Source organism: Delftia acidovorans SPH-1 (assembly GCF_000018665.1).
GTDB classification, from domain to species: Bacteria; Pseudomonadota; Gammaproteobacteria; order Burkholderiales; family Burkholderiaceae_C; genus Comamonas; species Comamonas acidovorans.
The window spans coordinates 750,442-765,675 of sequence record NC_010002.1 but is presented as its reverse complement, the minus strand read 5'-3'; the positions used below and the strand labels follow the sequence as shown (position 1 = coordinate 765,675).

Sequence of the window (15,234 nt, the reverse complement as noted above, 5' to 3'; positions counted from 1 at the left end):
CCTCAGCCGGGCTTCAGTCGGGCCTCAGCCGGGCAGATAGCCCAGCGAGGCGCTGACGCGCGCCGCTTCGGCGCGCAGGGCCCGGGCCACCGCGCCCTGCGGGTCCGGGTCGAAGCCACCGCTGGCGCCCAGCGCGCACAGCACGCCCACCACATGGCCCGTGTAGTCGTGCAGCGGCGCCGCCACGGCGCTGATGCCCGGCAGGTTGACGTCGCGCACCGAGGCGCAGCCCGCAGCGCGGATCTCGCGGCGCAGCGTGCCCAGCGGGTCCGCGCCATCGAGCAGCGCGCGCCGCGCGGCCGGCGCCTCGGCCAGCTCCCGGGCCAGCAGCGCATCCACGCGGGCATCGTCGTCCATGAAGGCGAAGAAGGCGCGCCCCGTGGCCGACCACAGCAGCGACATCACCGAGCCCACGCGCACATTGACGGTGACCGGCAGGCCCGGCTCCTCGAAGCGCACGATGGTCGGCCCCAGGTTGCCCATCACGGCCACGAAGCTGGTGACCTGCAAGGCCTCGCGCAGGTGCAATAGGGCCGGCTCGGCCAGGCGGATGGGGTCGGACTGCCGCATGGCGGCCAGGCCCACGCGCATGGCCTCGGCCGCCAGCGCGTACTGCGTGCCGCCACGGTCCTGCTCCACCAGCCCCTCGGCCATCAGGCTGGCCAGGTAGCGGTGGACCTTGGCCGGGCTTTCCTCCACCGCGCCCGCGATGGCCGTGAGGCTGGCGCGTCCGCCCAGCGTGGCCAGGGCCTTGAGCACGGCCAGGCAGGTCTCGGCAGCCTGCACGCGCTGGCGCCTTTCGCGCGGCGGCGCGGGCTCGTCGATCTCGGAGGCAGCAGTGGAAGTCATGGCGGCAGGGCGGGTCTGGAAAGGCCTGTTTTAAGGGCTGGCGGGGCATTGTGCCGCAGCTTGCGGGTAATCCCGGGCGGTGTTTTTACGCAATGCGTAGAAAAATTACGCAAAACAAGATTCCATGGATTCCACCCAAGCCTCACCGGAGACAAGCCCCATGCACAAGCGCCTTTTCCTCACCTCACTGGCCGCTGGCCTGCTATCGGCCGCCGCCCTGCCCGGCGCGCTGGCCCAGGACGGATTCCCCAGCAGGAACGTGCGCTGGATCGTTCCCTACGCGGCCGGCGGCGGCTCGGACTTCCTGGCCCGCACCATAGGCCAGGCCTGGGGCGGCCAGGTGCACCAGCCCATCGTGGTGGACAACCGCCCGGGCGGCAACACGGCCATAGGTGCCTCGGAAACCGCGCGCGCCGCCGCCGATGGCTACACCGTGCTGTCGGCCGACAACGGCACCCTGGTCTTCAATCCAGTGCTCTACAAGAGCCTCAGCTACAACCCCGCCAGGGACCTTGCGCCGGTCACGCTGATGGGCCGCTTCCCGATGATCCTGGTGGCCGGCCCCGGCATGGCAGCGGCCACGGCCAAAGACTTCCTGGCCCAGGCGCGCACCAGCAAGGACGGCGTGAACTACGCCTCGGCCGGTGCCGGCAGCCCGCACCACCTGGCCATGGAACTGCTCAGGGTGGAGGCCGGCCTGAAGCTGGTGCACGCCCCCTACAAGGGCGCGGCACCGGCCCTGGGCGACGTGGCTGGCGGCCAGGTGCCCGTGATGATGGTGGACCTGGCCGCGGGCGCAGGCTTCATCAAGGGCGGCAAGGTCCGGCCGCTGGCCGTGGCCAACGCCACGCGCCTGCCCCAGTTGCCCGACGTGCCCACCTTCGCCGAGCTGGGCCTGCCCAAGGTGCAGGCCGCCGCCCTGGTGGGGCTGGTGGCGCCCGCCAGGACCCCGGCCCCGGTCATCGCGGCCCTGCACAGGCAGGTCGTGGCCGCGATCAACGAGCCCGCCGTGCGCCAGAAGCTCGTGGATTTCGGCGTGGAGCCCGTGGGCAACACGCCCGAGCAGTTCGCCGCGCTGCTGGCCAGCGAAAGCACGCGCTGGCACCAGCTGATCCGCGACCAGAACATCACTTTGGATTGACCCTCCGCGCCTGCCTGCGAACCTGCCATGACTGCCTCCGCCGCCCCCGACACCGCCCCGTCCGCCTCTGCGCCAGCATTTGCGCCCGCCTCCGCGCGCTGCCCCTTCGACCACCGCCAGCCCAGCGGCCAGACCGGCCCCACGGGCTGCCCCGTCAGCGCGGGTGCCGCGGCCTTCGACCCGTTCAGCGACGGCTACCAGCAGGACCCGCCCGAATATGTGCGCTGGGCGCGCGAGCAGGAGCCGGTGTTCTACAGCCCGCAACTGGGCTACTGGGTGGTCACGCGCTTCGACGACATCAAGGCGGTGTTCCGCGACAACATCGCCTTCAGTCCCTCGATCGCGCTGGAGAAGATCACGCCCACGGGCGAGGAGGCCAATGCCGTGCTGGCCTCCTACGGCTTCGCGCTGAACCGCACCCTGGTCAACGAGGACGAGCCCGCCCACATGCCGCGCCGCCGCGCGCTGATGGACCCGTTCACGCCCGAGGAGCTGCGCCACCACGAGCCCATGGTGCGCGAGCTGGCGCGCGCCTATGTGGACCGCTTCATCGACGACGGCCGCGCCGACCTCGTGGACCAGATGCTGTGGGAGGTGCCGCTGACAGTGGCCCTGCACTTTCTCGGCGTGCCCGAGGAGGACATGGACAGGCTGCGCGAGTACTCCATCGCCCACACCGTCAACACCTGGGGCCGGCCCCGGCCCGAGCAGCAGGTGGCCGTGGCCCATGCGGTGGGCAACTTCTGGCAGCTGGCCGGCAAGGTGCTGGCCAAGATGCGCGAGAACCCCGATGCGCCGGGCTGGATGCAATACGGCATACGCAAGCAAAAGGAGCTTCCCGAGGTCGTCACCGACTCCTACCTGCACTCCATGATGATGGCCGGCATCGTGGCCGCGCACGAGACCACGGCCAATGCCACGGCCAACGCCGTCAAGCTGCTGCTGCAGCATCCCGGCGCCTGGAAGCAGATCTGCGAGAACCCCGCGCTGATCCCCAATGCCGTGGAGGAATGCCTGCGCCACAACGGCTCGGTGGCCGCCTGGCGGCGCCTGGCCACGCGCGACGTGGTGATCGGCGGCGTGGCCGTGCCGGCGGGCTCGAAGCTGCTCATCGTGACCTCGTCGGCCAACCACGACGAGCGGCATTTCGCCGATGCCGACTTCTTCGACATCCACCGCGACAACGCCGGCGACCACCTGACCTTCGGCTATGGCTCGCACCAGTGCATGGGCAAGAACCTGGCGCGCATGGAGATGCAGATCTTCCTGGAGGAGTTCACGCGCCGCCTGCCCCACATGCGGCTGGCCGAGCAGCGGTTCACCTACGTGCCCAACACCTCGTTCCGGGGTCCCGAGCACCTGTGGGTGGAGTGGGACCCGGCCCTCAACCCCGAGCGCGCCCGTCCCGCCCTGCTGCAGGCGCGCCAGCCCGTGCGCATCGGCGAAGCCCTGCAGGGCGGCGCCAGCCGGCCCATGGTCGTGGCCGAGGCCGAGGCCGCCGCCGAAGGCGTGCTGCGCCTGCGCCTGAAGGCCGCCGATGGACACGCCCTGCCGCGCTGGACGCCGGGCTCGCACATCGACCTGCAATGCGGCGACACGGGCCTGTCACGCCAGTACTCGCTGTGCGGCGACCCGCAGGACACCGGCAGCTACGAGATTGCCGTGCTGCGCGAGGCCAACGGCCGTGGCGGCTCGGCCTGGGTGCATGAGCATCTGCACCGCGGCGCCACCGTACAGGTGCGGGGCCCGCGCAACCATTTCCCGCTGGACGAAGGCGCCAGCCACCTGATCCTGGTGGCCGGCGGCATCGGCATCACGCCCATCTCGGCCATGGCACGGCGCGCCAGGGCGCTGGGCCTGTCCTATGAAATCCACTACAGCGGCCGGCGCCGCGCGGGCATGGCGCTGCTGGCGCCGCTGCTGGCCGAGCATGGCGCCAGGCTGCATCTGTACGTGGCGGAGGAAGGCCGGCGCGCCGACTACGCCGCCCTGCTGGCCACGCCGCGCGCCGGAGCCCGCATCCATGCCTGCGGACCGGCGCGCCTGCTGGACGGCCTGGAGGCCGCCAGCCGCCACTGGCCCGAGGACAGCCTGCGCGTGGAGCATTTCGTCTCCACCGTGGGGGCGCTGGACCCTGCCAGGGAGCAGGGCTTCGAGGTGGAACTGCGCGCCTCGGGCCTTGTGCTGCAGGTGCGCAACGACCAGACGCTGCTGGACGCCCTGCGCAGCGCGAAGATCGAAGTGCAAAGCGACTGCCGGGAAGGGCTGTGCGGGTCCTGCGAAGTGCCCGTGCTCGAAGGCGAGGTGGACCACCGCGACATGGTGCTCACGCGCGGCGAGCGCGCGGCCTGCACCAAGATGATGAGCTGCTGCTCGCGCGCCAGGAGCGGCAGGCTGGTGCTGGGCCTGTAGCCAGGGTTCGGGAAGCCCGGCGCCCAGAAACACAAAAGCCCCAAGGCCATCATCGGCAATGGGGCGATCGCATCGGTGGGCGCGCTTCAGGGCGCACCTGCCTCCAACCGGATTACTGGTTGGCGATTTCGAGCTCGGCGTTGCGGGCTTGCTGGATGAAATCGATCAGGGAATAGATTGCTTGGCGCATGGTGAACTTCCTTACTGAGACGCTCAACAATCACTGGCGGCATGCATCTCAAGTGCCGCGAATGCCGGGAAAACCCTCTAAGCGTTTACCCTAGGTCTAAGTATAAACCACTAGATCCACCCGTGCAAAGGCACAGTTGTAAGCGCACGTCAAGATTCCGCAGAGGCGCCCAACTGCGTCCCAATGGCAGGCATGGGATGATTCAGGCTTATGACCGCGCCTTCCGTTTCCCTCGCACCCTGGCACATAGAGCCGCTGAACCCGGCCGAGGCGCCGTGGCCGCTGCTGCTGTCGGCGGATCCGTCGCGGGAGAAGGTGCGCGGCTATCTGGCGGGCTCCACCTGTTTTGCCGCGCGCGAGTCCTTCCAGCGCGAAGGCCAGCCGCCGCGTCCCGGCGGGCGCGGCGAGGTATTGGGCATGTGCGTGCTGGTGCCGCTGCGCGCCAGCGGCGACGAGGCCTCAGGCCCACCCGCCTGGGAGCTGATGAACATAGCGGTCGCGGAATCGCTGCACCACCGGGGCCTGGGCACCGCCCTGCTGCGGCGTGCCATCGAATGGGCGCGCTCCCAGCGAGCGCCGCGCATCGAGGTCGGCACGGGCAGCTTCGGCGACCAGCTGGTCTTCTACCAGCGCGCGGGTTTTCGCGTGACGGGCATAGACCGGGATTTCTTCCTCAGGCACTACACCACCCAGCTGTGGGAGCGCGGCGTGCAGCACCGCGACATGCTGCGCCTGACGCTGGAGCTGGGCACGGGCCGCTGAACGGCCGTCCGCTCAGTCCGAGGACAGCTTCATCAGCACCAGGCCCGAGACGATGAGCACGGCCGCGCCGATGCGCATGGCGCTGACCTGCTCGCCCAGGACCGTGATGCCGACCAGGAAGGCGCCCACGGCGCCGATGCCGGTCCAGATCGTGTAGGCCGTGCCCAGCGGAAGGCTGCGCATGGCCACGGCCAGCAGGCCGAAGCTGGCGATCATGGTGACGATGGTGATGGCGCTTGGCACCAGCCGCGTGAAGCCGTGCGATTGCTTCATCGAGAACGCCCAGACCACTTCGAGCAGCCCCGCCACCAACAGATAGACCCATGCCATGGAAAACTCCTTGTGAAGCCGGGTCGTCCCGGCGCATGCATGTCCCGGTGTGGGGGAGGCCGTCCTCCTGGCAGAAGGGCTTGCGCCTCCTGCATGGCCGCCAGTTTAGGAGAAAGCCTTCAAGCTGGCCGCACCCAGCCTGTTGCCCCATTGCCGCCTGGGTGGTTGCTGCACAACAGCGGCCAGGGCGTCAGGCGGCCAGCGCCTCTTCCTGCTCGGCCAGCAGGATGTTGCCCACGGTGGCGCCCAGGCCGGCCACGCGCTTGCGCAGCTTGAGCACGGCCTTGTCCTTGCTGATCAGCAGCGCCTGGTGCTGGCTGGCCAGGTCCAGGAAATGCTGGTCGTCGGGGTCGGTGCAGGCAAAGCGGATGCGCGGCGCATCGGCCACGTACTCGACGGCTCCGTCAAAGGCCGAGAGCACGCCCTCGACCGTCTTGCCGTAGAAAGCCACGCGCGGCGCGATCTGGCTGTAGTGCAGCACGCGCTCGAGTTCGAGGCGCTGGGCCTGGTCGGCAATCCAGCGCATCTGTCCCTGCTCCACCAGTTCGCGGATCGGCGGCACATGCGGATCGTCGAAGATCAGCATGTCAAGGACCACATTGGTATCGAGCACCACAGGCCGGGGCAGGGGACCTTCGTAGCCGTCGTTGCACTGCGGCCAGCGCAGCACGATCTTCATGGCGCGGCGCCCTCTGCCGGGCCTTCGGCGGCCTTTCTGGGCTTGACTGCGCCACGGATCATGTCGAAGCGGAACAGCCGGCATTCGATGGGGCCGTTCCACATGGGCGTGCGACGCGCCTCCTTCAGGCGCATCTTGCCGGGCAGCTTGAGGTCGGGCGTGAGCATCCAGGCGCTCCAGCCGCTGTAGTTCTTCTTCCAGTGGGTGGCCAGCTGGCTGAAGAATTCCACGCCGTCCTCGGTCTGGGCCGTCTCGCGGCCTGCGCGCTCGACCACTTCCATGCGTTCGCCGGCGCTGCGGCCGGCCGAGCCGGCTGCGGCAATGCGCTCGCCATAGGGCGGGTTCAGCAGCATCAGGCCGGGCTGCTCGCAGGGCGGCATGCGCTGCAGCGCGTCGCCACCGCGCAGTTGCACGGTCTGGCCCACGCCCGCGCGCTCGGCGTTGCGCTGGGCAAAGTCCACCATGCGGTGGGACACGTCGGAGCCATAGATGGCCACGGGGCTGTCGGGCAGGATGGCGGCCTCGGCCTCGTCCAGCATGGCTTCCCACACATGCCTCTGGAAGGGCACCAGCTTCTCGAACGCGAAGCGCCGCAGGATGCCGGCCGGAATGCGGCGTGCAATCTGCGCGGCCTCGATCAGCACCGTGCCGCTGCCGCAGCAGGGGTCGTACAGCGGCTGGGGATCGTCGCCATGCGGGTCCCAGCCCGTGGCCGCGATCATGGCCGCGGCCAGGGTTTCCTTGAGCGGCGCATCGCCCTTGTCCTCGCGCCAGCCGCGCTTGAACAGCGCCTCGCCCGAGGTGTCGATGTAGATGGTGGCCTCGTCGGTCGTCAGGTGCAGGTGCACGCGCACGTCGGGGTGGCGCGTTTCCACGTCGGGGCGCACGCCCTTCCTGTCACGGAAGCGGTCGGCAATGGCGTCCTTGACGCGCAGCGCCGCGAAGTTGAGGCTGGTCAGCGGGCTGTGCTGGGCCGTGACCTCGATCTTGAAGCTCTCGCGCGGGGAGAACCAGATCTCCCAGGCCACTTCGCTGGCGGCGCGGTACAGGTCGTTCTCGTTGCGGTACAGGGTCTGCGACAGCTGCACCAGCACGCGCTGGGCCAGCCGGCTGTGCAGGTTCAGCAGCAGGGCGTCGCGCCACAGGCCGCGCACCATCACGCCGCCACGGCCCACCATGAGGTCGTGGCCGCTCAGGCCGGTGATCGCGTGGACCTCGTCGGCCAGAAATCCCTCAACGCCGGCGGCGCAGGGCAAAAACAGATGCAGTTGGTTCATAGCTTGGGTGCCGAGCATACGCGCACCGCGATTCCCCGCGCAGGCGCCAGCCGAAACCCGCTTGCCTGCGCTTCGGCCCGGGCCTACAGTGGAAGCAACCGCGAGGGAGAGCACCATGAAGCCTCGAACCACGCCCGTCCACACGGATTTCCTCGGCGCCACGCAGGCCGCACGCCTGGTGGCGCAGGTCGGCGTTGCCGCCTGCCTGGCCGGCCTGGCCGATGCCATCGAGGAAGACTTCGCGCGCTGGCCCGATTTCGAGAAATCGGCCCGCATCGCCCACCATTCGCCCGGTGGAGTGATCGAGCTCATGCCCGTGTCCGATGCGCTCGACTACGCCTTCAAGTACGTCAACGGCCACCCGGACAACGCCGATCGGGACCTGCCCACGGTGATGGCCTTCGGCGCCCTGGCCGACGTGGCCACGGGCCTGCCGGTCTTCCTGTCCGACCTGACGCTGGCCACGGCGCTGCGCACCGCCGCCACCTCGGCGCTGGCCGCGCGCCGGCTGGCGCGGCCGGGCTGTCGCAGCATGGCGCTGATAGGCGCAGGATCGCAGTCCGAATTCCAGGCCCTGGCCTTCACCCACCTGCTGGGCGTGGAACGGCTGCGCATCTTCGACATCGATGTGCAGGCCATGCGCAAGCTGGTGGACAACCTGGGACATGCGGGCATCGCGGCCCAGCGCATCACCTGCTGCGCCAGCAGCGCCGAGGCCCTGGAGGGCGCCGACATCGTGACCACGGTGACGGCCGCCAAGCACCGCGCCTGCGTGATCGCCGATGCCGACGTGCGCCCGGGCACCCACATCAACGCCGTCGGCGGCGATTGCCCCGGCAAGACCGAGCTGCCCCTGGCACTGCTGCGGCGCGCGCGCATCTTCGTGGAGTTCACGCCCCAGACGCGCGTGGAAGGCGAGCTGCAGCAATTGCCCGCCGACGCGCCCGTGACCGAGCTGTGGCAGGTCATCAACGGCCAGGCGCCGGGCCGCGGGCATGACACGGAGATCACGCTGTTCGACTCCGTGGGCTTTGCGCTGGAGGACTATTCGGCCCTGCGCTGGTTGCGTGCGCTGGCCCACGACACCGGACTGATGCAGTCGATCGACCTGGTGCCTGCGCTGGCCGACCCCCGCGACCTGTACCGGCTGGTGCGCGAGGCCGGGCAGGCAGAACGCGGCTTTGGCTGACACGGGGACTGCATACCATGGGTCCCATGAGCATGAACACCCATACGACCCCGCAGACCGCACGCGCCCTGAGACTCATAGGCGTGCCCACCGACATCGGCGCCAGCCGCCTGGGCAGCGCCATGGGCCCCGACGCACTGCGCGTGGCCGGCCTGGGCCCGGCGCTGCGCCAGCTGGGCTGCCAGGTGAGCGACATCGGCAATCTGGCAGGCCCGCCCAATCCGCAGACACCGCCCGAGCAGGGGCTGCGCCACCTCGCACCGGCCCGCGCCTGGATGGACGCCGTGCACCAGGCCGTGGGCCAGGCGCTGGACGACGGCGAGCTGCCGCTGATGCTGGGCGGCGACCACAGCCTGGCCATGGGCTCGATCAGTGCCGTGGCCGCCCACTGCCGCCGACGGGGCCGCGCGCTGCGCGTGATCTGGCTGGACGCCCACGCCGACTGCAACACGCCCGATATCTCGCCCAGCGGCAACCTGCACGGCATGCCCGTGGCCAGCCTGTGCGGCCTGGGGCCCGCGGCGCTCACCGCGCTGTCCCAGGGCGGCGATCCGGCGCTGGCAGCCGCCTCGCTGTGCCAGATCGGCCTGCGCAGCGTGGATGACCAGGAAAAGCGCCTGCTGCATTCGCTGGGCGTGGAGGTCTATGACATGCGCGCCATCGACGAGCTGGGCATGCGCGAGGTCATGCGCCGCGCGCTGGAAGACCTGGAAGGCAGCGACACCCACCTGCACCTGAGCTTCGACGTGGACTACCTCGATCCCGACATCGCGCCCGGCACCGGCACCCCCGTGCGCGGCGGCCCCAGCTACCGCGAGGCCCAGCTGTGCATGGAGATGCTGGCCGACACCGGACGCCTGGGCTCGATGGATCTGGTGGAGCTCAATCCCGCGCTGGATGTGCGCAACCAGACGGCCGAACTGGTGGTGGACCTGCTGGAGAGCCTGTTCGGCAAGAGCACGCTGGTGCGGGCCGATCGCTGACCCCGCTCAGGCTGGCGAGAGCGAAACACGCCAGCCGTCGCCCCCTGCATCTGTGGCGAAGCGCACAGGCACAAAGCGCTCGATCACCTCGAAATTGCTGCGCGCATGCCGCGTCAGTTCCGTGCAGGTGTAGCTGGCACCGCGCCCGCTGCGCCAGACGGCCAGCGCCAGCGGCAGGGCCCATTGGTCGGCCAGGTACGGGCCCAGGGCGGCCCGGCTGCCCTGGTGGCGGCGCACCTCGCGCGCCAGGTCGTGTGCCACCTTTTCGGCGCTGATGCCCTTCATGCCGAACTGCGTGAACACTTCGCTCAGGTGCTCATAGGCCAGCGTGGCCAGCAGCGCGTTGCCCGGCCCCTCGTTCTGGCGCACGGCAGCCACCTGCAGCTGCTCGCCAGACCAGCCCAGGGCCTGGCCCAGATGGTCCAGTTCGCGCTGGGCCACCGCGCGTGGCAGCGCGGGCGCAAAGCATTCGGCATGGCTGGCCACGGGGGCGCCGCGTTCGGTGATATCGAAAGGCACAAGCCCATTGGTTGCCGGCGTGATCGTCACGTCCATCTCGCCGCCACCGGCCGGATAAAAGCCCAGCCGGCGCAGCCGCAGTTCGCAGCGCGCGCCCAGCCTGTGCAGCAGCGGCGCATAGCTGCGCTCCAGGAAATGGAAGGGCGGCGCGGCCGGGTTGTGGGTGCCGCCGCCCAGGGTCAGGCGGCTTTCGCCATCGGCCAGCATCAGCGCGGGCCACAGCGTCTGCAGCAGCAGGGTGCAACTGCCCGCCGAGGCGATGACGAAGCGGTACTCGCCCGCACGCACCGGCCCCGGTGTGAATTGCAGCGCCTGCGAATTCATCTCGGCGCCCTGCATCTGCGCGCCGCAGATTTCGGCGGCGGCATTGACGCAGGCCAGGTGCTGGCGCATCAGGCCCGGCTTGGCGCGCCCGGCACGGATGTGCTGCATGGCAAAGGGCTGGCCCGTGCACATGGACAGCGCCAGCGCGCTGCGCAGCATCTGGCCTCCGCCCTCCCCGGCGGAGCCGTCGATCTCGATCACTTTCATTTTTCTCTTTCATTCATTGCCGCCAAAGCGCGCCACGGCATCCCGCAGATAGCAGTCCAGCGGCGCCGCATCGGCCTGGTCCCCCGGATCGGGCGCATGGGCCATGGCATGGGCCAGCTCGCGCTCCAGGAAATCATGGACGCGCACCCGGCGCGGCCCCTTGGCGGCCTCGCCCAGGCGCATCTTGAGCTCCAGCAGCTCGTTGAGCTCGGCCAGCAGGCCCGCATCCTCCAGCGTGCCCGCCGCCAGCTGTGCAAAGCGCATGGGCGGCGCACCGCGCCCCTCGCGTATCCAGCGCGCGGCCAGCAAGGGGCGCAGCACGTAGAAGTATTTCTTGTAGCGCACCACATCGCCCTGCAGGTGGGCGCGCAGGTTCTTGCGCGCCATGGCCACGTAGTGGTGGTAGGCGCGCACCGGCGAAAAGCCCTGCTCGGCCAGCAGATGCAGGCGCTCGGCCCAGGGCTGCTCCTGCCGGTAGACCACGGGCGAGCGCAGCCATTCAAGCAGCGTAGGGTTGGAGGCGCACAGCAGCCCCAGCGCCTTGCGCAGCTCCCAGCCGCTGACATCGAGCTCGCCGCTGAGCGGCTGCTCTATGACATCGCGGCCCGGCGCCACGGTCAGGTACCAGGGCAGGCGGTGGACATAGATGAAGCGCACGTCGTAGTCGCTGTCGGGCGAGGCAAAGCCCCAGCCCCGGCTGCCCGACTCGCAGGCAAACAGCACCGTGACCTCGTGCCTGCGCTCCACCTCGACCAGGTTGGCCAGCACCGTGGCGCGCATGGCATCGGAGACCGGATGCGCGCTCAATACCTTCTCTTCCCTCATGCTCTCATCCTGCTTTCTTTTCAATTGCCACGCCTCATAAGACTGGCAAGCCCCAAGCGAGGGACACCGAGGAAGGGCCGCCCCGCACCGAGGGTGTCGTCCCCCTCCCCCGCGAAGCGGGTAGAGAGGGGGAAGCCGCATAGCGGCTCAGGGGGTGCCTATCCTTTCACGCACACCACTTGCTTCAGGGTGTGCACCACCTCCACCAGATCCTGCTGCGCGGCCATGACCGCATCGATGTCCTTGTAGGCCATGGGAATCTCGTCCACCACATTGGCATCCTTGCGGCATTCCACGCCCTCGGTGGCCTTGATGTGGTCCTCCACGCTGAACATCTTCTTGGCCTTGGTCCGGCTCATCACGCGGCCCGCACCGTGGCTGCAGCTCTCGAAGCTCTCCGGATTGCCCAGGCCGCGCACGATATAGCTGCGCGCGCCCATGCTGCCCGGGATGATGCCCAGCTCGCCGCGCCGCGCGCTCACCGCGCCCTTGCGGGTGATGAACACGTCCTGGCCGAAATGGCGCTCCTGCTGCACATAGTTGTGGTGGCAGTTCACCGCCTCCACATGCGACTCGAAGGGCTTGGCGATCACCTTGCGCACCGTGGCGATGAGGTTGGCCATCATCACCTCGCGGTTGCGCATGGCGAACTTCTGCGCCCAGGACACGCCGCGCACATAGTCGCCAAAGTAGCGGGCCCCTTCCTCGAAATAGGCCAGATCCTTGTCGGGCAGGTTGCGCTGATGGAGTTCTGCATCCTTCTTGGCCAGCTCGATGAAATGGGTGCCGATGGCATTGCCCACGCCGCGCGAGCCCGAGTGCAGCATGAACCACACGAAGCCCGCCTCGTCCAGGCAGATCTCGATGAAGTGGTTGCCACTGCCCAGCGTTCCCAGGTGCTTGCGGTTGTTGGTGTTGGCCAGGCGCGGATGCAGCTCGCACAGCAGGTCGAACTCATCGGCCAGCGTGGCCCAGACCTGGTCCACCGACACGGGCGGGTTCTCCCAGCTGCCGGGATCACGGCCCCGGTGGCGCGGCACCGAGCCATGCGGCACGGCCTGCTCTATCGCCGAGCGCAGCGGGCCCAGGTTGTCGGGCAGGTCCTCGGCGCGCAGCGTGGTCTTGGCGGCCATCATTCCGCAGCCGATGTCCACGCCCACGGCCGCCGGGATGATGGCCTTGATGGTCGGGATCACCGAGCCCACGGTCGCGCCTATGCCCAGGTGCACGTCGGGCATGGCCGCGACATGCTTGAACACCACGGGCAGGCGCGCGGCGTTCTCCAGCTGCTTGCGCGCCTCGTCCTCCACGGGCACGCCCTTGGTCCACATCTTGATGGGGACGCCGCCCTCGACATCATGCTGTTGGTAGTTGTTCATGGTGCTGTTCTCTTTCATGTCTTTGTTCTTGGTTGAATCGTTTTTTCGCCTCAAGTGGCCATGGCGTCGAATACCGCGCCTATGCGCTCATCCAGCGGGTAGCACTGGTGGTCGCGCTTACCTGAAGGCAGCCAGGTGCTGGCCGGGCCACGCTCGGCCAGTTGCAGCAGCTTTTCTGCCCAATGCTTCTTGTTGCCTGTCTGCGAGAGCCACTGCTCCATCGTTGCACGGTAGCCATTGCGATCGGATGCGAAGGCATTGCTGATGCAGTGCCCACCCCAGATGAATTCGTAGAAGCATGCATCGACAAAATGCAGCGTGGCGCTCTCGCTGTCACAGGTCAGCCAGTGATCCAGCAGGGGCTGGAGCGGCACACCGGCGTAGTCCCACATGAGCAAAAAGGAGAAGGCCTCTTCGCCCTGGAAGACGCTGGTGTCCGGCTCAGCCCACTGCTCCAGGCCCAAGGCAAAGAAGGCACGAGCAAAGGCTTGCAACGCCGCGCTTTCCTGCGATGAAAAGGAGCCGGGCTCGCAACGACCAAGGCGGTCCAGATACAACTCGGTGGAGTGGTGCAGCCTTGCGCCCTGCGCCAGCAGTTCCAACATTCTTGGCGCCAGGTACTTGATCTCATCCGCAGGCTGGACCACGCTTTTGGCAGCGTCGTTGTATTGGTAAAAATGGTGCTCGGTCAGGCTGCGCAGGGGCAGTCGACGCATCTCGCGCTCCAGGTCTGCATCCATGCAGCATGTGACGCAAGCGTCCAGCGCTACCGACGGCGACCTGTATCCCGCAAAGCTCTGGTAGAGCGCCTGTGATGCAGCAACCAGGGCGTCTGTACGCTCCTGTATTTGCGCTGCAGGCGATTGCATCCTTTTCGATGTCATCTTCTTGTCCATGGTGTCTCCTTCAAGGGCAGGCATGAAGCAACCGGCACCGCCGGCGACTCCACGCCCGCCTCATCGCTTTATCAACGCATCTTCACCAGCCCGTTGAGCACCTGATCCAGCCCGCCGAACACGGAGATCTTGTCGATGCGCTCGGCCACGCGTTCCAGCGTCTCCAGCTCCTTCATGCGCAGGGCCACGGGGTTGTCCTCCATGACCTTGGCGGTGTTGAGCAGCGAGCGCGTGGCCGCCGTTTCCTCGCGGCGGCGGATCACGTTGGCCTGGGCCTGCTTTTCGGCCTGCACCACCTGGGTCAGGATGGCCTTCATCTCGCCGGGCAGCACGATGTCCTTCACGCCCACGCTCTCCACCACCATGCCGAAGGGCTGCAGCTTGGCCGCCATGTGCGCGGTCACCACGTCGTCGATCACCGTCTTGTTCTCCAGCAGCTCATCGAGCGTGCGGGTGCCCACGGCGGCGCGCAGCGCGAACTGCAGCTCCCGGTACAGGTGCTCGGCGGGCTTTTGCAGCTGGGCAAAGGCGCGCAGAACGTCGGTGTGGCGATAGGTGGCGCTCAGGTTCAGGCGCAGGCTGACCTTGTCGCGGGTCATGATGTCCTGGCCCGAGACCTCGACGGCCTGCAGGCGCAGATCCACCAGCTCCACGGCAATGCTGCGGCCGAACTTCCAGAATGCATGGCTGCCGGCCTGCAGCAGGCGGTCCACCTTGCCGTCGATGGTCAGCAGCGCGCACTGGCCTGCGGGCACCTGCACCTGCAGCACGCCGTTGAGGCCCGACACGCTGCGCTGGCGCAGCTGCGTCTGGGTCAGGCGCGCTGCCAGGGCGGCGGGCAGCTCGGCGCCGGCCTGCAGGTCGACCACCTGCACGCCCACGTCCACCAGTCCCTTCCAGTACAGGCGGCGCGTGCCGGGCGGCAGGATCTCGACCAGCACGCCGTTTTCGCTGCGCAGGCCCGCCTCGGTTTCGGACAGTTCCACGCGCAGGAATTCGGCGGCCACCACGGCGGGCTCCTGCGCCATCAGGTAGTCGGCCAGGCCGTGCGTGAAGGCGGGCTGCTCCAGGGCAAAGGTTTCCACGCGCAGCTGGTCGGTGCCGGCAAACAGCCAGTGCCGGCCGCTGTGCAGCACGCGCTCGAAATCGCCATTGCGCAGCAGCAGGGCGCGTTCGTTCTTCTTGACGGTGATGCGTTGGATCTTCAGCATTTCTTCTTCTCCTCGTTCGGCGTCTTCGCCGCAATCAATAGGGGTGCCGTTACAGCAGCGG

The 15,234-nt window shown here is 68.6% G+C and carries 14 protein-coding genes; 5 read left to right on the top strand and 9 right to left on the bottom strand.

All coding sequences use genetic code 11. From position 1 onward, the window contains the following. Positions 1–24: 24 nt before the first annotated feature. On the bottom strand, positions 25–849 hold the full coding sequence (locus DACI_RS03515) for an IclR family transcriptional regulator (RefSeq protein ID WP_012202621.1): 825 nt from the start codon (positions 847–849) through the stop codon (positions 25–27). Between the two features lie 160 nt (positions 850–1,009). Between DACI_RS03515 and DACI_RS03510 the strand changes: the two genes are divergently transcribed. From DACI_RS03510 to DACI_RS03500, 3 genes are all read left to right on the top strand, one after another. Beyond that, complete coding sequence (locus tag DACI_RS03510) at positions 1,010–1,990, top strand: Bug family tripartite tricarboxylate transporter substrate binding protein (RefSeq protein WP_012202620.1); 981 nt, start codon at positions 1,010–1,012, stop codon at positions 1,988–1,990. A 27-nt stretch (positions 1,991–2,017) separates the two neighbouring features. Continuing rightward, a complete protein-coding gene (locus DACI_RS03505) occupies positions 2,018–4,402 on the top strand; it encodes a cytochrome P450/oxidoreductase (RefSeq protein WP_012202619.1) in 2,385 nt (794 codons plus the stop codon). A 400-nt stretch (positions 4,403–4,802) separates the two neighbouring features. Beyond that, complete coding sequence (locus DACI_RS03500; RefSeq protein WP_012202618.1) at positions 4,803–5,354, top strand: GNAT family N-acetyltransferase; 552 nt, start codon at positions 4,803–4,805, stop codon at positions 5,352–5,354. Between the two features lie 12 nt (positions 5,355–5,366). On the opposite strand, the gene sugE is transcribed toward DACI_RS03500, so the two are convergent. From sugE to DACI_RS03485, 3 genes are all read right to left on the bottom strand, one after another. Beyond that, a complete protein-coding gene (gene sugE, locus DACI_RS03495) occupies positions 5,367–5,684 on the bottom strand; it encodes a quaternary ammonium compound efflux SMR transporter SugE (protein ID WP_012202617.1) in 318 nt (105 codons plus the stop codon). 190 nt (positions 5,685–5,874) lie between these two features. Further along, the gene (locus tag DACI_RS03490; protein WP_012202616.1) at positions 5,875–6,363 is read right to left on the bottom strand and encodes a putative toxin-antitoxin system toxin component, PIN family; all 489 of its coding nucleotides are present in this window, start codon (positions 6,361–6,363) and stop codon (positions 5,875–5,877) included. Further along, positions 6,360–7,640, bottom strand: a complete 1,281-nt coding sequence (locus DACI_RS03485; protein WP_012202615.1) for a THUMP domain-containing class I SAM-dependent RNA methyltransferase — start codon at positions 7,638–7,640, stop codon at positions 6,360–6,362. The genes DACI_RS03490 and DACI_RS03485 overlap by 4 nt, the downstream gene beginning before the upstream one ends. 115 nt (positions 7,641–7,755) lie before the next feature. On the opposite strand from DACI_RS03485, the gene DACI_RS03480 reads away from it, so the two are divergent. Together DACI_RS03480 and rocF are read left to right on the top strand one after the other, a co-directional pair. Beyond that, the gene (locus DACI_RS03480; protein WP_012202614.1) at positions 7,756–8,829 is read left to right on the top strand and encodes an ornithine cyclodeaminase; all 1,074 of its coding nucleotides are present in this window, start codon (positions 7,756–7,758) and stop codon (positions 8,827–8,829) included. Between the two features lie 17 nt (positions 8,830–8,846). After that, on the top strand, positions 8,847–9,812 hold the full coding sequence (gene rocF, locus DACI_RS03475) for an arginase (RefSeq protein ID WP_012202613.1): 966 nt from the start codon (positions 8,847–8,849) through the stop codon (positions 9,810–9,812). A 6-nt stretch (positions 9,813–9,818) separates the two neighbouring features. Here the strand turns inward: rocF and rtcA are convergent, their stop codons facing one another. From rtcA to DACI_RS03450, 5 genes are all read right to left on the bottom strand, one after another. Continuing rightward, complete coding sequence (rtcA, locus tag DACI_RS03470) at positions 9,819–10,862, bottom strand: RNA 3'-terminal phosphate cyclase (RefSeq protein WP_012202612.1); 1,044 nt, start codon at positions 10,860–10,862, stop codon at positions 9,819–9,821. A 9-nt stretch (positions 10,863–10,871) separates the two neighbouring features. After that, complete coding sequence (locus DACI_RS03465) at positions 10,872–11,687, bottom strand: nucleotidyltransferase domain-containing protein (RefSeq protein ID WP_012202611.1); 816 nt, start codon at positions 11,685–11,687, stop codon at positions 10,872–10,874. 158 nt (positions 11,688–11,845) lie between these two features. After that, positions 11,846–13,084: an RtcB family protein gene (locus tag DACI_RS03460; protein WP_012202610.1), complete on the bottom strand. Its 1,239-nt coding sequence runs from the start codon at positions 13,082–13,084 to the stop codon at positions 11,846–11,848. A gap of 32 nt (positions 13,085–13,116) precedes the next feature. Continuing rightward, positions 13,117–13,962 (bottom strand): hypothetical protein, encoded by an 846-nt coding sequence (locus DACI_RS03455; protein WP_012202609.1) that lies wholly within the window; start codon positions 13,960–13,962, stop codon positions 13,117–13,119. A gap of 71 nt (positions 13,963–14,033) precedes the next feature. Further along, positions 14,034–15,173 carry a slipin family protein gene (locus DACI_RS03450; RefSeq protein ID WP_012202608.1) on the bottom strand — a complete coding sequence of 380 codons (1,140 nt, stop codon included), beginning with the start codon at positions 15,171–15,173 and terminating at the stop codon, positions 14,034–14,036. Between the last annotated feature and the right edge of the window lie 61 nt (positions 15,174–15,234).